At 36.8% G+C, this 26,798-nt stretch carries 27 protein-coding genes and 1 pseudogene; 16 read left to right on the top strand and 12 right to left on the bottom strand.

All coding sequences use genetic code 11. The features are described from left to right. Window positions 1–229: 229 nt before the first annotated feature. Together ACFCYJ_RS25210 and ACFCYJ_RS25205 are read right to left on the bottom strand one after the other, a co-directional pair. The gene (locus ACFCYJ_RS25210) at window positions 230–484 is read right to left on the bottom strand and encodes a hypothetical protein (RefSeq protein WP_376078446.1); all 255 of its coding nucleotides are present in this window, start codon (window positions 482–484) and stop codon (window positions 230–232) included. Between the two features lie 633 nt (window positions 485–1,117). Next, a pseudogene (locus tag ACFCYJ_RS25205) lies at window positions 1,118–1,360 on the bottom strand (IS3 family transposase); the annotation flags it as partial. Window positions 1,361–1,605: 245 nt separating this feature from the next. Here ACFCYJ_RS25205 and ACFCYJ_RS25200 point away from each other — a divergent pair. Continuing rightward, window positions 1,606–2,811, top strand: coding sequence for an alpha/beta hydrolase fold domain-containing protein (locus tag ACFCYJ_RS25200; RefSeq protein ID WP_376078444.1), 1,206 nt, complete (start codon window positions 1,606–1,608; stop codon window positions 2,809–2,811). Between the two features lie 486 nt (window positions 2,812–3,297). On the opposite strand, the gene helD is transcribed toward ACFCYJ_RS25200, so the two are convergent. After that, the gene (gene helD / locus ACFCYJ_RS25195; protein ID WP_376078442.1) at window positions 3,298–5,535 is read right to left on the bottom strand and encodes an RNA polymerase recycling motor HelD; all 2,238 of its coding nucleotides are present in this window, start codon (window positions 5,533–5,535) and stop codon (window positions 3,298–3,300) included. A gap of 84 nt (window positions 5,536–5,619) precedes the next feature. Between helD and ACFCYJ_RS25190 the strand changes: the two genes are divergently transcribed. The 4 genes from ACFCYJ_RS25190 (at window position 5,620) to ACFCYJ_RS25175 (ending at window position 7,791) form a co-directional block, all read left to right on the top strand. Further along, a complete protein-coding gene (locus ACFCYJ_RS25190) occupies window positions 5,620–5,841 on the top strand; it encodes a hypothetical protein (RefSeq protein ID WP_376078440.1) in 222 nt (73 codons plus the stop codon). A gap of 448 nt (window positions 5,842–6,289) precedes the next feature. After that, window positions 6,290–7,009 (top strand): glycerophosphodiester phosphodiesterase, encoded by a 720-nt coding sequence (locus tag ACFCYJ_RS25185; protein ID WP_376078439.1) that lies wholly within the window; start codon window positions 6,290–6,292, stop codon window positions 7,007–7,009. 52 nt (window positions 7,010–7,061) lie between these two features. Further along, entirely contained in the window at window positions 7,062–7,184 is a 123-nt protein-coding gene (locus ACFCYJ_RS25180; RefSeq protein WP_376078437.1) for a hypothetical protein, read from the top strand. 475 nt (window positions 7,185–7,659) lie between these two features. Beyond that, complete coding sequence (locus ACFCYJ_RS25175; protein ID WP_376078436.1) at window positions 7,660–7,791, top strand: hypothetical protein; 132 nt, start codon at window positions 7,660–7,662, stop codon at window positions 7,789–7,791. Between the two features lie 346 nt (window positions 7,792–8,137). Here ACFCYJ_RS25175 and ACFCYJ_RS25170 read toward each other — a convergent pair whose 3' ends face one another. Further along, window positions 8,138–9,160, bottom strand: a complete 1,023-nt coding sequence (locus ACFCYJ_RS25170) for a DUF2804 domain-containing protein (protein WP_376078434.1) — start codon at window positions 9,158–9,160, stop codon at window positions 8,138–8,140. Window positions 9,161–9,342: 182 nt separating this feature from the next. Here ACFCYJ_RS25170 and ACFCYJ_RS25165 point away from each other — a divergent pair, with 182 nt between their 5' ends. Further along, window positions 9,343–9,837, top strand: a complete 495-nt coding sequence (locus ACFCYJ_RS25165) for an amidase domain-containing protein (protein WP_376078432.1) — start codon at window positions 9,343–9,345, stop codon at window positions 9,835–9,837. Window positions 9,838–9,934: 97 nt separating this feature from the next. Beyond that, the gene (locus tag ACFCYJ_RS25160; RefSeq protein ID WP_376078431.1) at window positions 9,935–10,507 is read left to right on the top strand and encodes a nitroreductase family protein; all 573 of its coding nucleotides are present in this window, start codon (window positions 9,935–9,937) and stop codon (window positions 10,505–10,507) included. 44 nt (window positions 10,508–10,551) lie between these two features. Here ACFCYJ_RS25160 and ACFCYJ_RS25155 read toward each other — a convergent pair whose 3' ends face one another. Beyond that, a complete protein-coding gene (locus ACFCYJ_RS25155) occupies window positions 10,552–11,934 on the bottom strand; it encodes a dipeptidase (RefSeq protein WP_376078429.1) in 1,383 nt (460 codons plus the stop codon). Between the two features lie 944 nt (window positions 11,935–12,878). Between ACFCYJ_RS25155 and ACFCYJ_RS25150 the strand changes: the two genes are divergently transcribed. From ACFCYJ_RS25150 to ACFCYJ_RS25140, 3 genes are all read left to right on the top strand, one after another. Then, a complete protein-coding gene (locus tag ACFCYJ_RS25150; RefSeq protein ID WP_376078428.1) occupies window positions 12,879–13,742 on the top strand; it encodes a DUF3800 domain-containing protein in 864 nt (287 codons plus the stop codon). 512 nt (window positions 13,743–14,254) lie between these two features. After that, window positions 14,255–15,691: a TcaA 3rd/4th domain-containing protein gene (locus ACFCYJ_RS25145; RefSeq protein WP_376078427.1), complete on the top strand. Its 1,437-nt coding sequence runs from the start codon at window positions 14,255–14,257 to the stop codon at window positions 15,689–15,691. 43 nt (window positions 15,692–15,734) lie between these two features. Further along, on the top strand, window positions 15,735–15,986 hold the full coding sequence (locus ACFCYJ_RS25140) for a hypothetical protein (protein WP_376078426.1): 252 nt from the start codon (window positions 15,735–15,737) through the stop codon (window positions 15,984–15,986). Window positions 15,987–16,325: 339 nt separating this feature from the next. Here ACFCYJ_RS25140 and ACFCYJ_RS25135 read toward each other — a convergent pair whose 3' ends face one another. Both ACFCYJ_RS25135 and ACFCYJ_RS25130 read right to left on the bottom strand, forming a co-directional pair. Further along, entirely contained in the window at window positions 16,326–16,952 is a 627-nt protein-coding gene (locus ACFCYJ_RS25135; protein ID WP_376078425.1) for a nitroreductase family protein, read from the bottom strand. A 28-nt stretch (window positions 16,953–16,980) separates the two neighbouring features. After that, entirely contained in the window at window positions 16,981–17,385 is a 405-nt protein-coding gene (locus tag ACFCYJ_RS25130; RefSeq protein WP_376078424.1) for an Ohr family peroxiredoxin, read from the bottom strand. Window positions 17,386–17,537: 152 nt separating this feature from the next. Here ACFCYJ_RS25130 and ACFCYJ_RS25125 point away from each other — a divergent pair, with 152 nt between their 5' ends. From ACFCYJ_RS25125 to ACFCYJ_RS25110, 4 genes are all read left to right on the top strand, one after another. Next, window positions 17,538–17,984 (top strand): MarR family winged helix-turn-helix transcriptional regulator, encoded by a 447-nt coding sequence (locus ACFCYJ_RS25125; protein ID WP_370047680.1) that lies wholly within the window; start codon window positions 17,538–17,540, stop codon window positions 17,982–17,984. Between the two features lie 316 nt (window positions 17,985–18,300). Next, window positions 18,301–18,480: a hypothetical protein gene (locus ACFCYJ_RS25120; protein ID WP_376078422.1), complete on the top strand. Its 180-nt coding sequence runs from the start codon at window positions 18,301–18,303 to the stop codon at window positions 18,478–18,480. Window positions 18,481–18,549: 69 nt separating this feature from the next. After that, complete coding sequence (locus ACFCYJ_RS25115) at window positions 18,550–19,413, top strand: M23 family metallopeptidase (RefSeq protein ID WP_376078420.1); 864 nt, start codon at window positions 18,550–18,552, stop codon at window positions 19,411–19,413. A 609-nt stretch (window positions 19,414–20,022) separates the two neighbouring features. Further along, on the top strand, window positions 20,023–20,568 hold the full coding sequence (locus ACFCYJ_RS25110) for an NADPH-dependent FMN reductase (RefSeq protein ID WP_376078418.1): 546 nt from the start codon (window positions 20,023–20,025) through the stop codon (window positions 20,566–20,568). A 219-nt stretch (window positions 20,569–20,787) separates the two neighbouring features. Here the strand turns inward: ACFCYJ_RS25110 and ACFCYJ_RS25105 are convergent, their stop codons facing one another. From ACFCYJ_RS25105 to ACFCYJ_RS25095, 3 genes are all read right to left on the bottom strand, one after another. Beyond that, window positions 20,788–21,432 carry a methyltransferase family protein gene (locus tag ACFCYJ_RS25105; protein WP_376078416.1) on the bottom strand — a complete coding sequence of 215 codons (645 nt, stop codon included), beginning with the start codon at window positions 21,430–21,432 and terminating at the stop codon, window positions 20,788–20,790. 20 nt (window positions 21,433–21,452) lie between these two features. Further along, window positions 21,453–22,250, bottom strand: a complete 798-nt coding sequence (locus tag ACFCYJ_RS25100; protein ID WP_376078415.1) for a MerR family transcriptional regulator — start codon at window positions 22,248–22,250, stop codon at window positions 21,453–21,455. Between the two features lie 334 nt (window positions 22,251–22,584). After that, window positions 22,585–22,731: a helix-turn-helix domain-containing protein gene (locus ACFCYJ_RS25095; RefSeq protein WP_376078413.1), complete on the bottom strand. Its 147-nt coding sequence runs from the start codon at window positions 22,729–22,731 to the stop codon at window positions 22,585–22,587. Window positions 22,732–22,766: 35 nt separating this feature from the next. Here ACFCYJ_RS25095 and ACFCYJ_RS25090 point away from each other — a divergent pair, with 35 nt between their 5' ends. Continuing rightward, entirely contained in the window at window positions 22,767–22,931 is a 165-nt protein-coding gene (locus tag ACFCYJ_RS25090) for a hypothetical protein (protein WP_376078411.1), read from the top strand. 317 nt (window positions 22,932–23,248) lie between these two features. Beyond that, window positions 23,249–23,677, top strand: coding sequence for a HEAT repeat domain-containing protein (locus ACFCYJ_RS25085; RefSeq protein WP_376078409.1), 429 nt, complete (start codon window positions 23,249–23,251; stop codon window positions 23,675–23,677). Between the two features lie 981 nt (window positions 23,678–24,658). Here ACFCYJ_RS25085 and ACFCYJ_RS25080 read toward each other — a convergent pair. Then, on the bottom strand, window positions 24,659–25,528 hold the full coding sequence (locus ACFCYJ_RS25080) for a DMT family transporter (RefSeq protein ID WP_376078408.1): 870 nt from the start codon (window positions 25,526–25,528) through the stop codon (window positions 24,659–24,661). Between the two features lie 299 nt (window positions 25,529–25,827). Beyond that, entirely contained in the window at window positions 25,828–26,571 is a 744-nt protein-coding gene (locus ACFCYJ_RS25075) for an SDR family NAD(P)-dependent oxidoreductase (protein WP_376078406.1), read from the bottom strand. Window positions 26,572–26,798 lie beyond the last annotated feature (227 nt).

Raw genomic sequence — 26,798 nt, 5'->3', positions numbered from 1 at the left:
TCTTTAGCGCCGATGGTAGTTGGGGGCTTCCCCCTGTGAGAGTAGGACGTCGCTAGGCACCTGAAAAAGTCGAGGATTTATTCCTCGGCTTTTTTTTCTGTGAAAATAAATAACCCCTTGGCCTATGAATATTCTAAAAATAGATAGAGAATCGGTATGGAGTTTTAAAAGCCAACGGAAAAGCAAAGGTATCTGTTGTTTAGGGCAATTTCGATTAAATCTTTTTTGGTTAGATTAAATTATTCGCGATTCTTTGTATGGGTATAGCATGAATTAAATAAATCCAAAGCATTCGATGTGATAGCGCAACGAATGCTTTTTTCTTGCCTCTTCTAGTTGCGATTGTCCTGTGCTTTTCTAATGCATGTTTTTGATTCCAAGATTGATGAATAAGGAAACGTTGATATTCCGTGAGTATTTCGAATAACGAATCGGTAATCATCTGTTTTTTAGACATCAGTCTTCCATGTAAACTTGTTTCCATATCCATTTCATTTGCGAATATTCAACTGCTGGGACAAAGCTCGCTTTTCAATTAATCCATGCTACAGTAGTTTCGTAATCCATTTCGCATGAGAAATATCTGTTTTCCTTAAAGAGGTAGTCTTAAGTGAACAGCACTCAATCCAATCTCAAAAAATAAAGTTGAAAATAATAATCATAACAATCCAAAGAAGCTTTTATCAAAACATGTTCAAAAGTAAGCAAAGATTGATTTGCATATTTCCCAAAAAAGTTTTACCCTTCAATAGCAGCAACCATTAAGAAAAGATTTCCGATAAAAGGATGTCCTTTTTTGCTTTTTATAATTTAATATAAAGATTTAAAAAATGGTTCTTGATGATTCGACTGTTGCAAGTAATACAGAACAAGATCCAAATAGTGCTAGCTTCTATAGGTGGTAAGATGAATGCTGGTTTAAGTTATTTTTCAGCGGGTGTACAAACATTCGCTGAAATAGAGAAACTCTGTCTAAGAACGCCACGTCCTGTGGTAATGGTTGAGTGACCAACATCATGTTGTTGCTGTTGCTTAGCTTTCGCAAAGACAAAAACACGTTGCTGACAAGCTGTGGTATGTCAACACTAAACTGGACAAAGATTATAAGGGGCTGTTGCTTGAATTCCACTGGTGTTAAATAGCTTAGAGTTCCGTGAATACGAATGTAGTTGATCCAATGAACATAATCATCAAGTTCAAGAGCGAGCTGTTCAAGAGAAGTGAAATGAGCTCCATTAGCGAATTCCGTTTTAAATACTTTAAACATCGCTTCAGCCACGGCATTATCATAAGGACATCCTTTCATACTCAATGAACGCTGGATATCGAATATTTCAAGTGCCTCAGAAATAAGCTTATTAAGTGAACTGGAATTAGTTTTTTATGATATTGGTTTGGATTATAAAAAGACAACACCATTGCAAAAGCTATGGGCTGTTTGAATTGAAAGAGTAGATGAGCGATAGTAAAGTAAATGACTCACATAACGATTTTGTACGGGGTTCATCAATAAATTAGGGTCAAAGCGTCTTTTAATAAAGCTAAGTATTTTTTGATACTTTCATAAGTTAAGATATTTGATTGATTATGGAGGGGTTTAGAAAAATGAAACAGGAACAAGGAAAACATCCAACCCCATGGCGCCCTAGGGGTTTTATTCAATGGTTACTGACAATCATTGCAGTAATTGCATTTTTTTTCATTAGCATTATGACATACTATATTTGGAGTCCAGGCGGTTTTCCTAATATAATGAGTGCCCTTGGAGCGGGTGCATTGATAATACCTACGCTTCTTTTAAGTATAACTGTTGTGATTATAATTTTATTAGCATTAGCTATCTGGAGGAAAGCTTTAATAGCTGGGACAATTTTGATTCCTCTAGTTTTATTATTAAGTTTTTTAACGGTAGAGCCAATTATTGAAATGTTACATTACGCTAAAAACGAGAGTGTTTCCGTTTCGCTTCGTTCTCATTTTTTCGGTAAGACAGAAATTACATCAAAATTCACACAGGACGTTGTATACATGACAACCTCTGAAGGTGTGGAATTAAAGCTTGATGTGTGGCCAGCCAATGAAGACTCAAAAAAACCACTTCATCCTGCTATTGTACAAGTGCATGGAGGTGGATGGGTTGAGGGGGATAAAAATAGAGCACCTCATTGGAATCAATGGTTAAGTGAATTAGGATATACTGTGTTTGATATACAATATCGTATGCCACCTCATGCAGGATGGAAAGATGAAGTAGCTGATGTAAAATCAGCAATAGGATGGGTGGCAGAACATGCGGATGCTTACAAAATTGATCCTGAAAAAATAAACGTAATGGGACGGTCAGCAGGTGGAAATCTGGCTATGCTAGCTGCCTATAGTATGGGGGATACACAGTTACCTCCTTCATCAAATGTACCTTCAGTAACTATTAACTCTGTGATTAATGTATACGGTCCGTCTGATATGGAGAAAGTTTATAAAAATAGTCCAAGTCCTGACTATGTGCAAGATGTTATGAAGAAATATATTGGAGGTACACCTTCACAATTCCCTGATCGTTATAAAATACTTTCTCCGATCAGTTATATTCAAAGCAAGACACCTCCTACTATTACACTTTTAGGAACGAGTGACCGAATTTTTCTAGAAGAACAGGCTGAAATTTTGGACAGGAAGCTAAAAGAAAATAACGTTCCCCATGAACTTTATCTTATTCCAAAAGTCGATCATGCTTTTGATGCAGTATCAAATAGTTTGAGCACTCAATTTACTTATGAAAAAGTAAAGGCTTTTCTTCAAAAGCATAATTAGTAAACATAAGTATTTTTAGGGGAAATACGATCTTCTTTAGTGGGGGAACGCCGTTTTTTCGACAAAATGCGTCTGCTCTTTTTTATGTTTATTCGGTGGTAGGCGATGGGTCATGAACGTATCGATATATTGGGTTAACTATTCTTTTTATCATAAATTTGTAACTATCTTCATATAGTATTAGTAAGCCTATGAAAGGAGTCGTTATCATGCGCATGCCGGCACTACCTAAAAAGAAGTCTCCTCAAAGGGAAGCACCAAGGTCATGGTGGAAAGTTGTAAAAGCGTACTTATCCAGAGGGAGGTTTTACCGTTTACCACCTCGGAATCGATAAATCAGATTTAAATGTTCGATGAAAAAAAGTCGCTTTAATAGCGACTTTTTTATCTTCTTTCAGCTGGGTTTTGATTGTAGCGACAGCTACAAATGTTTTCTGTAGCGAAAGCGAAGCGACAGCTACAATTACACCAAGGCGAAAATATTTATTATATCTGTTCATTTTCTAATAGAAATGTATTTTTTGTTGGGCCAATTAAATAAAGCTCATGCATGGCTCGAGTGAGTGCCACATAAAGTAGCTTGCGATCAACCTTCGTATCGTAGAAAGGTGTATCGAAGGCAGCTACGATCACAGCGTCAAATTCAAGGCCCTTTGCTAAATGACTCGGAACAACGAGCAATAATTCCTGATTGATGGACTCATTTTCAGTTAGAAGCTGCGAAGCAATTTTTTTGTCCTTTAATGCTTGCTGCATTGTTTTTGCCTCTGTAGTCGTTTTACAAATTAAAGCGATGGAATGATGTCCATTGGCTCGAATGGCTTCAAAAATTTCTTGTATTTGCAGAGCATCAAATGATGGAGCCTGTATATAGGTAGGGACATTACCATGACGAACTACGGGCTCTACTAATGGAAGCTGTTCATCCATTTGTGCTAAAACCTTGTTCGCAACCTCCATAATTTCAATGGTTGTTCGATAACTTTTTTGCAGTGTTCTAAAGCTTGCTCTAGGAAAGAGATTTTGGACAGGTTCCCAAGCAGTAAGAGAACGATAACTATGAATTCCTTGTGCCAAATCACCGACCATCGTAAACATATCCGTTTCAAGTCCTGTTTTTAAAGCAGCAAGCTGAAATAAACTATAGTCCTGTACTTCATCGATGAAAACGACGCGCATTTTCCATTCATCTGGAATGCCCTTTAAGCGAGCTTGTAAATAATAAAGAGCAGCTAAATCTTCAAGCACCCATTGTTCTTTAGCGTGTGCCTGTAAAAATTGCTGTTGCTCAATGTAATGCCATTCCGGTGCAAGCTCTGTTAAAAGTTCAGCATTCGTTAGAAGCGTACGATAGAGAGTCTTGATGTTATGTTTAGAAAAGCGTCCCATATAAACAGTGGCGGTTGATTTTGCCTCTTTTTCAATGGCAGGAATGCGTTCATCACGCTCATCAATAAACTTCGTGACAACACGACGACGTTTGTCATCATCACGAAATCCATCAAGTGCTCTGCCAAGTGCTTCATCATATTTTTTATGAAGTGTAGTTAAAATAGCCTGTTTTTTTTGACGAGCATGGCTTGCTAGCACTTTTTTAATATGCGCTAGTCGATTTTCAATCGGCATATAAGAAAATTCATATAAAAATAGCTTCTTTAAATGGGAAGCGCGCATAATGCAATATTTTTCAATGAATACATCCTCAAATTGGTTGGCGATTTCCTGCTCAATCTTTTGAACATAGCGCTCGATGACATCACGGTAATAAAGAGAGCCCTTCATTTCGGATATCCAAGAAGCTGCCTGTTGGGGTTCACCTGCAACAAGCGATTCTAACTGCTCATTTGGGTTTTGGAGTTTCAGTTTTAGCTTAGTTGCAGCTAGAACGTAATCGGTAAAGGTTGTTTGACAAATTTTATCGACACCAAGCTCTGGTAAAACATCACCAATATAATCGATAAATAACTTATTCGGTGCTAAAATCATGAGCTGCTCAGGGTTAAAATGCTCGCCCATTGTGTAGAGGAAGTACGATATTCGGTGTAGGGCAATGGTTGTTTTTCCACTACCAGCAGCACCCTGTACGATAATCGGCTGACGAAGATGTGCTCGTATAATTTCGTTTTGCTCTTTTTGAATAGTGGAGACGATTTCTGTCAAACGCACATCTGCTTTTCCAGCTAGCGCTTCTTGCAGTAATTCATCGTTTGTCGTTAAATCAATATCCCGGACATCAAGCAATTCACCATCTTTGATTTTAAATTGTCGCTTGGCAAATAGGTGTCCCTTATGGACTTCTCCACGAACATCATATTCCATATCCCCAAGGCGACCATCATAATAAACGTTCGCTACCGGTGAACGCCAATCGACGATAATCGGCTCGTGGGTTTCTCGGTGAAACAAAGAGGTTTTTCCAATATAAAGGAATTCTTCAGGATCTCCTGTCTTTTGAAAATGAATTCGGGCAAAGTATGGCTTTTTTTGAATAGCCTCTAAGCCCTCCTTTTGGTTCCGAGCCATTTCAAAAAAACGAGCATTCGCCAAAATATTAATATAGCCCAAACTGGAATCTAAATAATCAAGATCCGCCATCGACTTACGAATATTCTCCTGAGCAGATTGCAAACCTCTTTGCGATTCATTTAAAATTTGCTGCATGTAATTTTTAGTGTGAGCAAGCCGTTCCACTTCAGCCTGAAAATCTGGATGTCGTGCAGTCATTTTTTAGCACCTCCTAATTACTTACGATGTAACTTTTTTAATAAATCTTTCTGAAGCGAAAGCCAAGCGTCAGCTACAGATGTTTTGGGTAGCGAAAGCCAAGCGTCAGCTACAGATGTTTTGGGTAGCGAAAGCCAAGCGTCAGCTACAGATGTTTTGGGTAGTGAAAGCCAAGCGTTAGCTATAGATGTTTTGGGTAGTGAAAGCCAAGCGTCAGCTACAAATGTTTTGGGTAGTGAAAGCCAGGCGTCAGCTACAGATGTTTTGGGTAGCGAAAGCCAAGCGTCAGCTATAGATGTTTTTTGAAGCGAAAGCAGAGCGTCAGCTACAAATGTTTTGGGTAGTGAAAGCCAAGCGTCAGCTATAGATGTTTTTTTGAAGCGAAAGCTGAGCGTCAGCTATAGATGTTTTTTGAAGCGAAAGCCAAGCGTCGGCTACAAATGTTTTTGATAGCGAAAGCCAAGTGTCAGCTACAGATGTTTTTGATAGCGAAAGCCAAGTGTCAGCTACAAAATGTTCTCTGAAGCGAAGCCATCGTGCAGGCCTAAGTTCAAAGCCGAATCCGGACGCCGCAATGAAGCCTAGGTATAATTAATGTAGATTCTCATACTACTATATATAATATTTACCAGCAAGTGAAATTATAATAGGCTTATTTAGGGAAGAACAAGAGAAATTGAATGATAGAAAATCGTTTCACCAACAGACTTGTTCAAGTTTTTACTAAAGGTGAGCGAACTAGGAGGTTATTAGATTGGATATTTTTGCCCATAGAGGAGTTTCGGCACATTACCCTGAAAATACGATGGCTGCTTTTGCGGCCGCATCAAAGCTACCGATTACAGGGATTGAACTAGATGTTCATTTAACAGCGGATAGGGAGTTAGTCGTTATTCATGATGAAACAATCGACCGCACATCAAACGGCTCTGGCTACGTAAAGGACTATACGCTACAAGAGCTTCGCGCATTTGATTTTGGCTCATGGTTTTCTGCTAAATTTGAGGATGAAAGCATTCCAACTCTAGGAGACATTTTAGAGCTGTTTTCAGGCACAAATCATCGCATTAATATTGAGCTCAAAACCGATGTATTTCCATATGACGGGATAGAAGCACTTGTTATTAGGGAGGTAGCTGCTTATCAAATGACAGAAAGAGTGATTATTTCCTCCTTCAATCATGAGTCTATTCAAATCATCTCACAAAGAGCGCCATATATTGAAAAAGCGGCGTTGTTTGCGGAAATTTTAGTTGACTTTACCGGCTATACAGCTCAAATCCCGGCAAATGCTATACATGTCAGCTTACCTACAGCGTTTCGGAAATCGGTTCAAGAAGCTCTTAATGAAGGAGCGACTGTACGTGTATATACCGTTAATGATGTCGAGTACGCAAAACAATTACAGCGGCTCGGTGTACAGGGAATATTTACAGATGACCCGGAGAAGATAGTATCAGCATTAATAGGATAGAATGGCGGGAGCGGGGGATAGAAAGGCGAGAGCGACGGAAAGAAAAGCCGAAGTGACGGAAAGAAAAGCCGAAGTGACGGAAAGAAAAGCCGAAGTGACGGAAAGAATCGTCGAAGCGACGGATAGAAAGGCCAGAGCGACGGAAAGAAGAGCCAAGGAGACGGATAGAAATTAGAGCGACGGAAAGAAAAGCCGAAGCGACGGATAGAAATTAGAGCGACGGAAAGAAAAGCCGAAGCGACGGATAGAAAGGTCAGAGCGACGGAAAGAAGAGCCAAGGAGACGGATAGAAATCAGAGCGACGGAAAGAAAAGCCGAAGCGACGGAAAGAAAGATCAGAGCGACGGAAAGAAGAGCCAAGGAGACGGAAAGAAATCAGAGCGACGGAAAGAAAAGCCGAAGCGACGGAAAGAAAGGCCAGAGCGACGGAAAGAATAGCCAAGGAGACGGATAGAAATCAGAGTGACGGAAAGAAAAGCCGAAGCGACGGATAGAAAGGTCAGAGCGACGGAAAGAAGAGCCAAGGAGACGGATAGAGATCAGAGCGACGGAAAGAAAAGCCGAAGCGACGGATAGAAAGGCCAGAGCGACGGAAAGAATAGCCAAGGAGACGGATAGAAATCAGAGCGACGGAAAGAAAAGCCGAAGCGATGGATAGAGAAGCCGAAGCGACGGAAAGAAAAGCCGAAGCGACGGATAGAAAGGCGAGAGCGACGGAAAGAAGAGCCAAGGAGACGGATAGAAATCAGAGCGACGGAAAGAAAAGCCGAAGCGACGGATAGAAAGGCAAGAGCGACGGAAAGAAGGGCCAAGGAGACGGATAGAAAGACCAGAGCGACGGAAAGAAGAGCCAAGGTGACGGAAAGAAATCAGAGCGACGGAAAGAAAAGCCGAAGCGACGGATAGAAAGGTCAGAGCGACGGAAAGAAAAGCCAGAGCGACGGAAAGAAAAGCCAGAGCGACGGAAAGAATAGCCAAGGAGACGGATAGCCCCTGCCAAAGCGACAGAAAGCCCCATCAAATCCACGGATACCCGTTATGCACGGACTTTTTCAGATTTAACGCGCTGAGGATGAGAGAATCAGTGCGTTAAATCCCAGTATGAGAAGAATATAGCAAGTAAAGTTCTTACCACTTTACGCGGTTTTCTTCGATACTGCCTAGCATTTGCTTGATGACAAGTGTTTCGCCATTGTCTAGTAATACGGAGCCGTCGTAATAGCCAAACATTTGATGTACTTCAGATTTTATGAGGCCAGCTTTTGTGACGGCAACACGCTCGAAAAATGGGGAGAATGTTAATGAAACTTGGTTCGTGAATTTAGTCTTAATTTTCCACCGTTGCATCAAATCCTCTTGATTATAATTGAACAGTACATCTTCATGTATTTTTGTCATTTTACCTTCAACGAAAACAGCATTTTCGGTCATTCCAGTTCCGTCTGTCCATTTACCGCCTAAATTGAGTCCGATTCGTCTACCACGAACTCGCTGTGAGGCCATTCCCCAAGTCCATGTGGATTGACGCGGCCATACGCCACGACTGTATTCTAGTACAGAGTAGTTTTCCTCAGGGGAAAATGCAAAACGGCGAGTACCAATCGACACAAAACCAGAAGTAGGAAGTGTATGATGCTTCCCTGTAAATTGGAATGTTTTACGATTCCAAGGGATGACGACATTCAATGACTCATCTGTAGGCGGATGTTGAATGATAAGCTTTGCACATAAAGTATCTCCATCAAAGTCTGGGATCGAAACGGATAGGTGGGTTTCGTTTTGTACATATGTCATATCGATCATCATTTCACTATTTTTGAAGGTTACTGAATCTAGCACCTGTGTAGGCATTTTTAATTTTCCACCCAATGGAACTGTAATTGTTTTTTCAAAGTAGCGCTGTGTTTCATATTCAAGGAAATAGACGAAGCAGACCGCTGCGTAGTCTAGATGGCTAATAGTAGCAGAGAAGATAATCTCATCACCGTAGACACACCAATAATTCCATTTCTTTTTGCGCATGATATGGCCACTTAAATTGCTGTTTATGAGAGGTTTACGTGCAAATCCGATGGCAGCTGGATTTAAATTGCCTTTTTTATCGCATAAAAGAGTTGGTTGTATAATTTCTTTCTCAGCATGCTGCTTCACATTCAACATCCCTTCTGATCATAAAATAAAAATTTATAATTCCTTACCCTTATTGTAGCAAAAACTATCTTACAATTGGCAAAGATAGTGCCAAATAAGACCACTTTCGACATTTTTATGAATAAGGACCTAACTAATAGAAATATCCCTTTATACATATGTTGAACATAAGGAGGGGGAGCGTGGCAAAAATGTATAACAGACAGGCCGCTGTACAGTATGCGAACTTGTGGTGGAACAGGCGTAATCCAGCATTTCCGAATTTTACTGTTGATTGTACGAACTATATATCTCAATGTTTACTTGCTGGGGGAGCACCTATGCGAGGTGCTCCAAACAGAGGGAAAGGTTGGTGGGTTCAACATGGAAATTGGAGCTTTAGCTGGTCTGTTGCACATTCCCTTAGATGGTATTTGGAAGGCTCAACGACTGGGTTAAAGGGTAGGCGTGTCCAATCTGCCGAAGAATTAGATCTTGGAGATATTATTTTTTATGATTTTCAAGGGGATGGGAGAGTGGACCATTCTGTCATTGTGACAAGTATTCAAAATGGTATTCCCTATGTTAATGCACACACTTCAGATAGTATCAAACGACCATATTTTTATGAAGATTCAACGGCCTATACGCCAAGCATGACTTATCATTATATTCATATAGAAGATAGTTTTGCTTAAGTGATAGCAGTGTTAAAGCTCATCATTTTGTGATAATGTGTAAGATAGAAGATATAAATCTTAATTATTGTAGTGTTATAGAAGGAGATAAGAGTATATGAGCGAACAATTTTTATCTGTTAGGGATGCGATTATTGAGCGTCGTTCTATTAAAAAATTTAATGGCCAGCTGGTAGAGCGTGAAGATTTAATGGCCATTATTGATGATGCGGTATGGGCGCCGAATCACGGTAATCGTGAGCCTTGGCGTTTAGTCGTTGCTTGTGGTGAGGAGTTATCTGCTCTTCAACATTTATTGCGTGATCTAGCGATACCGAAATGGCAGGAGCTTTCAAGTGAAGACTTAGCGAAGCAAATGACGAAATTCACTTTACCGGGTGGCTATGCTTTTGTAATCGTTCCAGAGGATACACGACAAAAAGAGCGATTAGAAGATTACGCAGCGGCAAGTATTTTTATTCAAAATATTCAATTGCTAGCTTGGGATAAAGGAATCGGCTCATGCTGGAAAACACCTGGCTTCCTAGATAATCCGAAATTCCGTGAAGCCTTAAAGGTTCAGCCTGGTGAGCGCGTGATTGCGATGCTACAAGTTGGTTATTTTGATGAAGCACCAAAAGGGAAAGAACGTAAAAAATCGGCAGATATTGTTACGATTTTTGGAGAATAACATAGCAAAATCCCCTCGTTAAAATGGACGAGGGGATTTTCACTTTATTTTTGTAATTCAGCAACCTCAAATAAATAATCACTTAAAACACGTAAGCCTTTATCGAAGTTTTCTAAATGGAAGTGCTCATTTGGTGCATGGAAGTTTTCACTTGATAAGCCGAAGCCCATTAGCACTACTGGCAATTCTAAAATTTCATCAAAGGCAGCCACGATAGGGATTGATCCTCCTCCACGTGTGTAAGCAGTTGGCACATTATATACTTTTTCGTATGAGCGGCCAGCAGCTTGGATAAATGGATGATCAAATGGTGTTAAGAATGGGCGACCTTTATCGAATTCAGAGATCGTCACTTCAACGCCTGTTGGCTTATGTTTTTCAATATGTGCTTTTAATAGTGCTACAATTTCATTTGGCTCTTGATTTGGCACAAGACGGCATGTGATTTTTGCGCCAGCCTCAGCAGGAAGCACGGTTTTAATGCCTTCGCCAGAGAAGCCACCAAACACACCATTGACCTCTAATGTAGGGCGTGCCCAAGTACGTTCTAAATAGGAATAACCAGCTTCACCGAATAATTCCTTCACGCCAACTTCTTCCTTCACGGATTCGTCATCAAAACCAAGCGCACGGTAAGCTTCGCGTTCCTCTTCAGATAATGGTAAAACTTTATCGTAGAAGCCCTCGACTTGAATTGTGCCATGCTCATCGCGGAAGGATGCTAAAATGTCAGCTAATGCATGAATAGCGTTTTGGACACCGCCACCGTAAAGACCAGAGTGAAGGTCACCTTTTGCACCACGAACATCAATTTGAACCCCCGTTAAGCCACGTAATCCATAGCATACAGCAGGCTTACCAGGTCCATATAAACCTGTATCAGAAATTAAAATTAAGTCAGCAGCTAGCTTCTCCTTATGCTCTTCAACATAGGCTGGAAGGTTAGGACTACCAATCTCTTCTTCACCTTCATAGATGAATTTCACGTTCACTGGTAAAGTGCCAGTTGTCGCAAATAATGCTTCAATCATTTTCAAGTGCATAAACACTTGTCCTTTATCGTCACTAGCACCACGAGCAAACAATTTGTTGTCACGAATCGTAGGGTTGAATGGCTCTGTTTCCCATAAATTTAATGGATCAACAGGCTGAACATCATAATGACCGTAAAACAGAATAGTTGGTTTTCCCTCTGCGTGTAACCAATCAGCATAAACAACAGGGTGACCTGCAGTTTGCGTAATAGAGATGTTCTCAAGATTTAGCTTTTTAAAAGCGTTCGCTAGCCACTCTGCAGCATTTTGTATATCTCCCTTATGCTCAGATAAAGAACTAATACTTGGAATACGTAGAAATTCATTTAATTCATTTAAGTGTGCTTCGCGATGTTCTGTGAAATACGCATCTAACTGCTGTACATTTGTCATCTAGCATCCCTCTTTTCAAATATTTCGATAATAGAAATAGTATAGCATAATGTGGTTGGGGAATCTTGCTATAGAAACTTACGAAACTACCCTCAATTTGATGGGGATATAGGATTAATAAGACGGACAGGTTAGAAAATTTTTAGTCATAGTAACTACTCTGATAGGTTAATTTATACATGTATCAAGCATTTTCGATTAGTAAGCAAAAACAAGTATGGAAACACATGTTATTTTGCGGTAGTGTTTGTGTGGATAGGAGTGGAAAATTACAAAAGATTAGTGCGGTAGTATGTGTGCTATTAAGTTGCTTTTTTTGATGAGGAGAAGATAGATTAGCGTATATAAAAAAAGTACAGAACTAAAGAAAGACTCTCCAAATAGTGTGAAGAAAGGTCATTGGGCTTATGAGAGCAAACCTGATTGTGACAGGATGGTTGGGCATGTGAGCCATCTTAGAAATAAACAAAGCGTAAGACTATCTTTTTTAGGTAGTCTTATTTTTATGACGTTTTATTTAATAATGGTTTCTGAAATAACAGAAACTAATACATAATAGCAGTTATCTTATTGCTGCGTAAAAACCTTACGTTGTGGTATAAGGCTCTTCGACTTATTAAAATCGTTTATATGATATTCTTAAACAACTGTTTCTAAAGGAATCTTAAAGGTAGGCCATGGTGAAAAAGTAGGCCCAATGACCGGTGGTGAAGCATTGGGATTGCTGATTTCTGTGATTAAACGAACATTATAACACTAAACTTGACCAAAAAAGTTCTTTATTGCTTTCTTGGCCATTTCATAAATAGATAGGTATAATATGTGTATTACTCTATAGACTAAAAGTTTTTATATGCATAAAAAAATGAGTGAAAAGAATATATTAATAATGTAACGAAGTTTATCTAATTATTGTGCAAATTGTCGAGTGAGGGTGATTAGGAATGCAGTACATTATTTATTGTGATGAGTCAGTAAAGAATGGCGAATATTTTAGTAATTTTTATGGTGGAGCATTAGTAAGATCTATTCATTTAGAAGAAGTCAAAACATCTCTTGAAAATAAAGTTTCAGAGTTAAATATACATGGTGAAGTTAAGTGGCAAAAGGTCACAGAAAATTACTTAGAGAAGTATAAAGAACTAGTGGACCTTGTGTTTAAATTTATAAAACAAGATAAGATTAAAATAAGAATTATGTTTACACATAATGCTTATATTGCTAAGGATTTAACAAAAGAACAAAGAGACAAAGAATACTTTTTACTCTATTACCAATTTTTTAAGCACTCATTTGGGCTAAGATATTCAAACAAAACAGGAAAACCTATATCCATATATACATTCTTTGATCAATTACCAGATACAAAAGAGAAAAATCAAGAATTTAAGGATTTTATTTTTAATTTACAAAATAGTGATGATTTCAGAGAAGCTAACTTATTTATTCATAGTAAAGATGATATTGCAGAAGCTGTGTCTCATAATCACATTATACTTCAATGCTTAGATTTAATTTTAGGTTCAATGGAATTTAGATTGAATGAGAAGCATAAGGCAATTCCAGAAGGTAAGAAAAGAAGAGGAAAAAGAACAGTAGCTAAAGAAAAGTTATACAAACACATCAATGCACATATTCGAGCAATTTATTCGAATTTCAATGTAGGCGAAACAACAGGTTTAAAAGATAATATCGAGAATCGATGGAATCACCAATATAGACATTGGAAATTTAAGCCGAATAATAAAATCGAAAATAAACAATATCTATCAAAAAACAAAAAAACGGGCCCCGTCATTCCTACGTGAGTAGCTCACGTAAAACGTAAGCCTTCGAAATGACCAAGCCCTTCTAGTTAATTATATTGTAGACCCATTGACTAAATTTAGTCAATAGATATGTTGCAGAATTGTGAAAAAACAAAGAAGATTAAGCTATTTTTTATCAAAAGTTTAGATTTCTAAATTAAATATATGCAATATAAATTAATTACAGACTGGGTAATCACAAAAAAATTGTGAGCCTGGTCATTTTTTATCGCTAAAAACAGAACGTTGGTTCAATATATTCCAAATAAGGATATTATGCTTTTGTGTGGCGTAAATACTCGTTTCTGCTGCTATTGAAAATAAGCTAAGCTTCTTTTGCTACAGTAATAGATTGAGGCAATTCTCTAATATCTTCAGGTGGTCATACATTTTCCAATACACCCAAGTCCTCAAAAGTATATTTAATGGTAAAATTGTATATATATATCTATGATTTCAAGTTTTGTTGTATAATAGGTCCTATTGAATATCTACTTTAGGAGGACTTTTTTATGAATCAATGTTCATCATGTGGTACTAATAATCCTGATCCTATGAAGTTTTGTCAGGGATGTGGCTCACCACTTGAAATAGTAACAACAGAAAATCAAAAAAGGGTTACATCAAAACCAGCGAAAGCACCTTTGAAAAAATCGAACAAAATCATGGCGATTGTTTTCGCTTTTATTTTGTTAGCTGGGGGAATCACACATTTTACCATCAAAAATCAACTAGACCCATATAAGCAATTAACAAATGCTAATAAAGCATTTGTTAACAATGACTACGAAGCTTTTCTCAATTACTTCGAAGTTGATTCGGGTGTAGTTGTTGATGCAAAAGCTTTCCATCGATATATGGAGGACATCCAATGGTCAGACAAAATTAGCCCTCAACTTGAAGACGGCATAAAAAAAATCGACAAAGGTTCTTTTGCAGATGCGATTGTTGGTCAGAATGGACAAAAAATAATGGCAATCATGGATGAAAAATTTTTAGGTATTTATAGAAAATACAGTGTTAAAATCATCCCAATTGAAGTCACTGCTTCAACATCATTAAAAACAGCGACAATTACATATGGCGATAGTAAAAAAATAAAAATAACAGATAACATTACACCAATAGGCAAATTTATTCCTGGTGTTTATAAGTTTTCGATTTCCGTAGCGGACGATTTTTCTGAAAAAACATTTGAGGAAGAACAAATAATTACGAATAATGATGCAAGTAAACAAGAAATTTTCTTTGATTTTTCCGAAAAAGCAGTAGCACTTAGCTCAGACTATAAAGATGCCATTATTTTTATTGATGGAAAAAGCACAAAGAAAAAAGCGGCCGAACTAAAATTATTTACTTTACCAGTAGATGGCTCAACGACAATTCACGCAGAACATACAGTTGATGGGCAGAAGAAAGTATCAGAAAAAGTCAAACTAGATTCAAATGATATACACATTCCATTTGCTGATGTACAGAAAACAACGGCTGATAGTGCAGCAAAAGAGCAGAAGAGAATAGTCGATGAAGCGGCAAAAGAGGAACTTATGAGAGATTACGCAGATTACGCGCGCAATTTTTATTATGATTTCCGTAACTCTCATCAGGACGGATTAAATACTGGAGATTTCAATCATATTTCTAATTACTTTGAAGATGGCTCAGCGGTAAAACGAAGTTACAGAGATTTTGTACTAGAGCATCGTGATCGGGATTTCGAATATAGTTACACTTTCCTAGCAAATGATATTATAGAACTTAAAGCTACTAGTTCTAATACCTTTGAGCTAACATCCCAGGAGACATTCGAACTTTATGAATTAGGCGATGAACCAGGGGAATGGAAAAACGAGCGCACAAAACTTTACAAGTTAAAATTAATTAATGGCTCACTTTATATTTCAAGTATTGAAAATGTAGGCGAAGTTATAAAAACAAGAATTTCATGATACGGTGTTCAAATAAGTAAAAAAGGGGGAGGGAGGATTTATTATGGAAGAAACACCACATAAAAAACGTTCAGTTTATGATAATAACGTGAATAAAAAAGGAATAGTTATTGCTAGCATTATATTATGTTACTGTGTAATTGCTGTTATCTATTCGCTTTTCTTATATGAAAAAATCGAGTGGTCTCTATTATTTTTGGCATTATGTATGATTTATGTAATAGAAATTGCTATACCCGATAATAAATTAATTAAAAAGAACTTCAATAAACAAAAAAATGAAGGCATATTCTAAATAAGGATATGCTTTTTTTGTGGTGTAAATACTTTGCGGCCATATTTTAAATAATGGCTTTTCACCATTTTAAATAGACTTCAAGTTGCATCATTGGTAAAGGATTTTGATGATGAAATATACTTATCTTAATGCAGAGGAGTATATAGGGAAATGAATATTACGAAATTTGAGGAAGCTGATATTGAAGAAATTGTTTCTTTGTTCTACGAAACAGTTCATTCAGCAAATTTAAAAGATTATTTTTAGGCAGTACAGTCCGATCTAAAAGTTCAAAAAAAGCAATGTCCCCCAAATGCATTCGGGGACATTGCCGAAATCGATCGTACAACCGATGAATTATTTATTGAAGCGTACAAGGCGCTCAATCGGAAGACGTGAAGAGCCATAAGCTTGTCCAGCTGCCTCGCCAATCGCTAGTAATAAAATAGGTACTTCGTTAGGTGGTAACTCCATATATTCAGCAAATTTTGATTTGTCGAAGCCACCCATTGCGACTGTATCATAGCCCATTTCCTTAGCTAACAGCATAATTTGCATTGAAATTAAACCTGCATCAAAGTGAACGATATTTAGTAGCGCCTCTTTTGGAAGCGCACCATACATTGCTAGTGAGTCCTGTGCAAGCTTACTTGCAATTTCTTCAGGCATATAGCCTAGCTCAACATTTTCTGCATAAATTTCCTCTGCATTTAGATACATTTCTGTATCTCCAATGACAGCGATAATGGCAGATGCTGTTTCGATTTGTTCTTGATTGAATGAAAAAATATTAATGTTTTTTTGGATTTCTTTATCATCGATGACGATAAAGCGCCATGGCTGCATATTACTTGAAGATGGGGATGAAGTTGCATTTTGTAACAGTTGCATAATCGTTTCACGAGAAATTGTTGCGTTAGCATTGTATTTACGAACCGATTTACGCTCGTGCATAATTTGTTTTACTGGTGTAGTTGTTGTCATATGATTTCCCTCTTTTACTATATATTAATTAAATCGCTTTAATTGTTACGTTGATATTGCCCATTGTCGCTTTTGAATATGGACAAACGGTATGTGTAAACTCTAATAATTGTTGTGCTTCTTCAATGGATAAGCCTTCAATATGTCCTTCAATGTCAACAGCAAGCACGTAGTCAAATGCAGCTTGCTCCATTAATTTAACTGTTGCTTTAATTGTTGATGCCCCTTGAATTTTCTTTTGGCGTTTAATTAAATCTAGTGCGCTGTTAAAGCAAGCGCTATAACCTGCTGCAAATAGTTGTTCTGGGTTTGTAACATCCGCTAATTTCGAGCCAGGTGGTGCAATATTTAATGATAACGATTGATCCTCTGCATACGATTTACCATTACGGCCACCGTCATTAATCATTGTTGTTGTATATAATTCTTTCATTAGATAAAACTCCTATTCTGCGGCGTCAATCAATTAGATTGTACACAATTTAATTTTACAAAATCGATTGTACACAATTTAATTGTGTTTGACAAGTGGAAACTTTATTTTTAATATTAAAAGTATCAAAAGTACTTAAAGAGGGGATTCCTATGCCGAATCATTTAGATAATCAACTTTGCTTTTTATTGTATGCGACTTCAAAGGAAATCATTCGACAATATACGATGCTATTAAAGCCATACGATTTAACTTATACAGGCTATATCGCCATACTAGCCCTAGAGGACGATGAGCAAATTACGGTGAAGGAATTGGGGCAACGTTTATTTTTAGATTCTGGTACATTAACACCAGTACTAAAAAAGTTAGAGGTAACAGGCTACGTCCGTCGTGAGCGTTCCAAGGAAGACGAGCGACAAATGAAAATCTATTTAACAAAAGCAGGAATTGAAGTACGCCAAAAGCTACCTGAAGTGTCACGTCAAGTAATGAAGCAAACGAACATTTCAGAGCAGCAGTATATGCAGCTAAAAAACGTCCTTCAAGATATTTTACAAAGCGACTTGCCAATGAAGGATGAAAAGCTAGGAAAATAAACTGATTTATGAGTCTCTCCCTGAACTAATGGATCAATGCACACAGGATTCAGCCACAAAATAATCAAATTGTATTATTTGGTATCGCCAACTATCAAGTTGGCGATTTTCTATTTTATATAATAAAAACAGGGATAATCAGACATATTCCTATACACATGCCGGCCTTGTTTTTAATTGCCTCAATCTAACCCACATAACCAGAAAATTATGCTATATCCTCAATTTAATGATAACTGTTACTTGTAACCTCACTAGCCTGTAAAGTTTGACTTGGAGTGGAGACTAGGCGACTCCTTGGGGACTAGCGTCTCAGATGAGATCCTGCAGCGAAGCGGCTCATCGAACGCCCCCAGGAAGCTTTGCTCTGTGCGAAAGCGAAGCGGCAGCAATTGTTTTATCTGTGCGAAAGCGTAGCGACAGCAACAACAAAGGGCCAAGTCGGAACGGAAATCAACCACACGTTATGATAATAAGCGGAAAAAGGAGTTCTTGAAACTTTTCGTAATTAAAACACGTAAATATAATGAAATGTTTTATTTATACATAAATGGGGGTTGTTATAGTGGAGAAGTTCAGTAGTCCAGAAGAAGTCATAGATATTTGGTTAAGCGAAGGTTACGAAAAAGTTTATGATGCTACATCAAAAGATTTTCAGCAGATAGTCACTTTTGAACAATTCATTGAGCTAAGCACATCTTTTAATAGTAGCGTGAAAAATTATCAATTAGAAACTAAGACGATATTACAAGGTTTAACGCATTACGTATGGTTAGATGATAAACGAGAGAAAGTAGTTGTAGCTTCCTTTGATGAACTCAATCAAATACAGCGTTTTTATTTAAAGGCTTTTATTTCTTATCCAAAAACGGACCAACAATATACAAAAAATAAATACATAATGCCAATTAGAGATGAGTGGTTTGTTTTTTGGGGTGGTACGAATGAATTTGTAAATTATCATTATGTCTATGAAAATCAGCGATATGCTTACGATTTAGTAAAAGTTCAAGATGGACAATCTTATCAAAAAAGCCCAATTCAAAATGAAAATTTTTATGCTTTTGATGAAGATATTATAGCACCAGCAGATGGTAAAGTCGTAAAAGTTGTAGATGGAATAAACGATAATGTACCTGGTGAAATGGATGAACATAATGCAGCAGGAAACTATGTCGTGATTGAACATGCTAATAATGAATTTAGTATGATCGCACATTTTAAAATGAACTCGATTTTAGTAAAATCAGGCGACATCGTTACAGAAGGGCAACTTATTGGAAAATGCGGAAACTCTGGTAATTCATCAGAAGCTCATATTCACTTTCAGGTAATGGATGCCCCTGAGATTGTACATGGAAAGTCCATTCGTATTCTATTTAAAGATGGTAAAGAGCCAATACAAGGGAATACGGTGTCTAATATATAGGAGTATAAAGATAGCTTTGATGAACAACTTGATAAAACAGAGAAATCATTAATCTCTAGAGCAATAGATAGGTTCTTTAAATAACGGGGGCTGTATTAACGAGTCGTAAAAGATAGATAAAGCAGTACCAATATTATAAATTGCTCATTACCTAATTATTGTATAATTACCTCGATATATTTTAGAAAGTTGTGAGAAGACGAAGAATAAAAATAAAAAAGGAATAGTTGTTGCTTGTATAATATTCTGTTACTGTGTAATTTCTGTTATCTATACGCTTTTCTTAGATGGGAAAATCGACTGGTCACTATTATTTTTAGCGTTATGTATGATTGGTCTAATAGAAGTTGCTATATCTAATAATAAATTACTTAAAAAGAAATTGAATAAGTAAGCATGAAAGCATAATTTTTTTTAAAGAGGTAAAGAGCCAATACAAGGGGATACGATATCTTAAACATACAAAGCGAAAGCAAAGTGTCAGGTATGGAAGTTCTCACCTCTAGAGGTGGTGAGATGAACGCGGGATTAAGTTACTCTTCGATAAGATAGTTCGAAATTTTTGATTTTTATGTATTTGCGCATGTATTCTATTCAAGAGGTGATAGAATGGCCAAACATAAAAAGATAATAGCTATTTCAGGTAGCATTCGAGAAGGCTCTTCCAATACGAATATATTAAAGGCTTTAGCAGCTTTTATTCCTGAAAGTATTGATTATTCAATTTATAACGGAATACAAGACCTTCCGCATTTCAACCCGGATATAGACGGAACGGAACCGCCAGCTGTTGTCGAGAGTTTTAGAAAAACGTTAGCTGAATCAGATGCGCTTATTATTTGTACGCCAGAATACGCAAAAAGTGTTCCAGGAGTTTTGAAAAATGCTTTAGAGTGGCTTGTCTCATCTGCCGAACTTTATAAAAAACCAGTAGCTGTTATAACAGCTTCTCCAGCAATTACTGGGGGAGACAAAGCGCATGAATCTTTACTACTTACGCTGGGAATGCTTGATACTAACATTGTTGAAGATGGATCATTGCTAGTCCCATCTGTCGGAACTAAATTTAACGATAATGCTACAGTGAAAGACGAGAGCACTAAGCAATCACTTATCGACCTTATTAATAGTTTAGTGTACGAGATTAATAAATAATAAACTTTATAATTCACAATAAATTGGTGTAGCTACTGCGGTTTCTAAAAAGAGCTATAGACCATATTTTATGCCTTACTCCTAGCAGGGGTAGGCTTTTTCTTTTATGGATAAGAAATTGACGCCGAAACAACAAGCATTTGCTGATGCTAAAAGAAGTAAAAAAGATCACCATAAATAGGTGATCTTGAATACTCCGTTTTCAAATTTCGTTACTATTTACCAAATGAAAGGGATTAGTTTTTTAGTTGTCTGTTTATATAATGTAAATTGTTCTCCGTACTTGTTTTGTAGGTAATCATCAGATTTTGGAATATAGCCAAAAATAAATACTAAGAATAAACCTAGAGGGATAAGCAAACTATACATATTGTTAGAGATTAGCGCTAAGCCTAGTACCCAAAGGCAATCTCCAAGATAATTAATATGAATCGCATATTTAAATAAACCGCCTGTATATAGTTTACCTTTGTTTACAGGATTGTCTTTAAACGGCTTTCTAAGTAACTCTGAAACTGTGTTTAACATACTGCCCCCTAAAAATAATATCCAGCCTACAATAAGTACTGTTAGGTTTGGATCCTGATTACTAGTAATCATTAAAATGGGGAAACCTAAATAATAAATCCCGAAAGCTAGACTATTCATGATGGCTTCTTGCCATGCAATCCCCCTAGGCAACCATATAAACATCATAGCTGTTAATCGTATAGCTGTAATAATTAATGCAATAAAAAGCCCTAGTGAAATGCCTGATTTGTCATATGTAATGAAAAGTAAATAATAGGCAATGATTAAATAGATAATCTCAGCAACTAAAATCAAGAGTTTTTCTTTTATCGTTGACTTGTTAATACCATACATTTAAGACGCTCCTTCACTTTTTATTTAATGGGGAAGTATACCTCTGTAATATTATTTTCCTCAGGTGTGTTATAGGGGTCCGTTTGATAAACTTCAAACGGAGCACCGTTCAGTTTATAGTTATTTTCATCAATCCAAACATGCAGCTTTGTATGAATTGAAGGTAATTCATCGTAAGAGCCAATAAGCGTAGCCATTGCGCAAAGACCAGGATTAAACACTTTTGTTTTATTGGTGGCCATCGCAAGGGGAATTGCAATTTCTACATCATAATTTTCAGGTTCATATTCTGAGCTATGGAAAATAGCAAGTGGCTTGGCAATAGGTGATAAATTTTCAAACAAAATTTTACTAAACAACTCATTAAAGTGTCTTTGAAAATCAGCGGTATTCATTTGTTTTCGTTGAGATAGTATATTATAGGTTACGTGATCAACAAGTTTAATCTCAATCTGATCTAAATAACCCATAATATTTTCCTCTTCATCTAACAGTTGAATATCAATCTTTAATTTTTTTAACAACGAAGAATAAAATGTAATCTGTTGTGTCAGATCTTCTTGTTTGGCTTTCATTTTAGAGTTCAGAAGTTCGGTATCCTCCCAATTAGCTAAAATAGCCTTGATTTCTTCCAACGAAAATAAATAGCTTTTTAAGCGTGCAATCAATAAAGCTGTTTCTAATTGAGAAATATTATAATAGCGATAGTTGTTTTTAGCGTCGATGAATGCAGGTTTTAAAAGTCCAATTTCATCATAGTAGCGAAGAGTCTTCAATGTGAGATGTGATATTTTTGAAAACTCACCGATTGTAAGCATAACAATCACCTCCTGTTTTAACTATAATGCTTCCTGTAAGGGGAGGGTCAATCAATGTAGTTAAATTTTTTTATGGCCCTATAAGATATTGGTGGAATTGGGGAGTAATAGGTCGCGAGATTGCGTCAGGAAGAAATTTGTTAATTTGATTTAAACCTTAAGTTGGGTATACATTCACAGGTGTTAATCAAACTGTTGATAAGAAATCTAAGGTGCAGTTTTATATGGGGAAATATATAAAGATTATTTATTTTGTTTAGATAAAAGGAAAAAGTTGATCCGGAAAGTCTGTAAAAAGGACTTCTTGGATCAACTTCAGAGGCTGTGGTTATCCTTATACGTACATTTCATCATCGCCACTAATGATCTCTTCTTTTAAATGAAGATGGTTTTTAAGAAATTCTATCAAGCGTGCTGCTGAACCTTTAGATTGATTTTGGCTATTTTCCCAGGATTCCACTGTTCGAACTGATACGCCCATTAAACCAGCAAACAATTTTTGCGTTAATTAAAAAAATGAAAAGGATCGCCTACTATCTCTTAACACGCAAAGAAATGTACGTAGACTTAGGTGAAGATTACTTTGATAAGCAAAAAGAACAATCTATTGTACGATATTCGGTTCGAAGACTTGAAAACTTAGGGTATAACGTCACAATCGTTGAACCGGATGCCTCCTAATCCAACAAATAATTCTATCCTAATTTTGACGCTGCAAATTTAAAAAAACAAATGAGCTGCGTCTGCTTTCGTGTTGTCTTTATTCAGAAATTGAAGAGTTTAATTTTCATGGGAGTTTAATAAGAAAAGCAAATCTAATAAAGAATAGTACATACTTATGATACGGTTCACCTTAATGTAGTTAGTTTCTATTATATATATATATATATATATATCCTTACCAGCGATTCATCGCTATTTTCACCCAGACAACGTATAATAAGAGAAGCAGAAGAAGAATTCATTTTTCCTCTAGTTAAAAAAAGAGGTGCAATTACTTGAAACAATTTGAAACAGCATTACCTGAGCAGTATGAATCATTAAAAAAACAGGCCAATTATACGTCTAGCTGGCGAGAGCGTTTAGACGCAGTCGAAATGTTATCGGCTTATCAACATGACAAAATCATAGATTTATTAAAAAATCGTATGCAGCATGATACTGTCAACAAGGTGCAATTAGCAGCCTATGAAGCACTCGCGGCGTTTGGTGAGGACGTAGAGAAGCCATCACCTGCACGTTTTGATATTATCAAAGGCACAGACAAAATTTTCCTGCGGGTGAAAAAGAGCTTGCCGAAGGACCATACAGTGGCAGACTTTGCGGATAAACTAAAACGAATGCGTTTAGATGTCTTTGATGCGTATGAAGGCGACAAAGGTGTAGAATTTATGAACTGGTTAGAGGAACGCTGGGCAAAACTATAATCAGTAGTTTTGCGATTTATGAAGGAAAGTCATTCTCTCCGCTTGTGGAGGGAATGGCTTTTTCTTATCTTACGCTGCGGTTCATCGAAAATTGTATTACTTCTTTTCTTTGATCATCTATCTTTATTGTTTAATGATAAAACAAACACCTTATTCAACTAACCTGCGCCGTTAGCCATCCATGAAGCGCAAAAATCAGCTCTTCACCACAGAAAATGAAAGATGATTAAGTTCTTTCATGGGAGTTGAACAAAAAAACTTTTTAACTTGTAGCTTAACCTCTTATTATTTTTTCATCTTTCTTGATTGAAAATATAGTAAAACAAAAATAATAATGACGAATATGTTTATTATTTGTAGGACGATTTTATTGCTGGAATAATAAAATCGGTATCGATGCTATATTTATAATTAGCTCCATATTAGGTGCATCAATACCCATAATACCTGATATCACAGCACCTATAACAATACCAGCACAGCATAATAATAATATAAATAACAATATTACTATTTGTAATATTACAATAAACGTTCTATTTTGAAACATATAAACCTCTTTCTAACTACTTATATAAAAAAACAATTGTAGGCTACTCTCCAAACTATTAAAACAAGTAAAAATAACCAGTTTAAATCTTTTACTAATCTGCTCCGTTAGTTGAATAGCAACAATCTTTTAGAAAACAACCTATATCTTTTATTGCTTAGAAGTTTAAGAAATAGGCTTTAATGGACAATTAATAATTGATATAAGCTCCTATTAAATTACTGCAACATTAGATTGATTTAATTGTTGTAGTAAATAGAATTATCTGTGGTAAAAAAGAGGATAGATAGAGCGAATTCATTTTAGCTCTCCTATCCTTTTAATTTCTATACATATAATGTGTGACATTAAATAAGAATTCACTATTTAAAATAGTTTCAGCTTATAACTTGACTTTTAATAAAAGAAATATCATTCAGCTTTTAGTATGCTTATTCGCGAATAACCAACAGTACTCCACTAAAGATTAATGCAGTGCCAACCCAAAAGGATACGCCAATTTGTTCGCCTAGTAATAGCCATCCTAGGAAGGTGCCGACGATTGGTTGAAAGAAGAAAAATAAACCGCCACTTGCGGCATTGAGCATCTGTAATCCACGATTCCACAGTAAGAAGCCACACGCTGTAGAGATAACGCCTAAGTAGAGTAGGCCACCCCAGATTGATGGTTCTGCCATCGCATGGAAGTCTAAATTAATTAATCGTGGAATGGCTAAAGGTGTTAAAACAATGATAGCGACAAGTGTTCCGTAGCTAGTGACAACGATTTGTGAATACTGTTCCGGTACCCGTTTAATAAGGACGGACATCAGTGACCAGGTTAGGGCAGCAATTAGTAGAGCAACCCCACCTAATTGATGTGAAGAATCGATATGTGCACTACCTACGATCATATAGACACCAAATGTCGCTAGAATAATAGAAACCGCTTTTTTTAACGTGATTTTTTCTTTTAAAATGAATCTCGCAAAAACAACCATAAATGCCGGTGTTGTTGCTGTAATGATGGCTCCCATTTGAGCAGTAGACAGCATAGTACCTATTTCTTGAGCAACGATAGAAATTGTATTGCCGATGAGCCCAATCATAAAGATTAACAGCCAGTCCCGTCTATCAATTCGCCACGATTGCTTTGTAATAATGCCAATGATGAACAAAGCGATTATTGCAATCATATAGCGCAGCCATACTAATTCTAAAGGTGGTACGGTATCGACAACTACTTTAACTACTACATACATGCCGCCCCAAATGCTAGCAGCAAGTGATAAATATAAGGAACCTAATAAGGTATTTTTCATTTTTTCCCCTCCGTTATCTCTAGACAATTCCTGCCCTTAACGGAGAAATGATGATTCTCCGTTAAGGGAGAATAACTTCAGGTACATCGTGTTCAAATAATGGTGAGAAGATCATAATAGCCAGCTCCTTTTATAGTATTTCATTTAATCATATAACATTTTTTTGAATTTGAGAGAAAAAAATGATCTGAGCTCGGTGAAATGTACCGAATTCAGACCATGTTAAATCAATTTCGCCTTGGCGTAATTGTAACTATCGCTTCATTAGTGCTACGCTTTATTTGTTGAATGAAGATAAATTATTGAGCTGTATAGCCGCCATCGACAAGAAGGGTAGTACCATTGACAAAGCTTGCATCATCGCTAGCTAAAAATAATACAGCTTTTGCTATTTCCTCTGGTTTACCAAGTCTACCTTGTGGATGAAGTGAAGCTAAATATTCTTTCTGTTGAGCATCTACTTCAGAAAGTAGGGGAGTGTCAATGTATCCCGGACATACGGCATTAACACGAATGCCTTCTTTTGCATAAGCAGTACATAAGTTTTGTGTTAACAGTTTTACGCCACCTTTTGCAGAGGAGTAGGCTGTTGGAGCTGGTAAGGAAACAAAACTATGAATGGAACCAGCGTTAACGATAACACCGCCTGTACCTTGTTTAAGAAACTGCTCAATGGCATATTTATCAGAAAGAAATACACCTGACAAATTAATATCGATCGTTCTTTTCCATTTTTCGTAGGATAATTCATGTGCTGGAGCATCATCGGCTACACCAGCATTTGCATACATAATATTTAGCTTACCGTATTTATCGACCGTTTCATTAATCATGTTTTGGATTTCTTCTTCTTTTGTTACATCTGTTTTGATGAAAAGAGTATCATATCCATTACTATTCAATTCTTCTGAGATGCTTTGTCCACGATCCGAAAAATCAGCAATAACTACTTTTGCTCCTTCTTCAACAAATAGGCGAACAGTCGCTTCACCAATACCACTTGCGCCACCTGTTACGATTGCTACTTTATCTTTTAATTTCATATTTAATCCCGCCTTTTATTTTAATGTTGGTTTATCTAGTGATACTTCCATCATACTCGTTTCATTCTGAAATACTATCCTATAAGTTGCTGTAGAATATTGTGTTAATATCGTCCATTTATAGGGTAATGGATTCTGACTACTCCCACAGCTAAAGCAGTGGGGTTCTTATGTACTTAAGAGAAGCGTTACAAAGCTCTCCACAGATGGTGTTGCCATGTCCTGTG

The organism is Lysinibacillus sp. NPDC056232, from assembly GCF_042267565.1.
In the GTDB taxonomy this organism is placed as follows: Bacteria; Bacillota; Bacilli; order Bacillales_A; family Planococcaceae; genus Lysinibacillus.
Note: the sequence above shows the minus strand (reverse complement) of the source record. Positions and strands in the feature narration are given on the sequence as shown.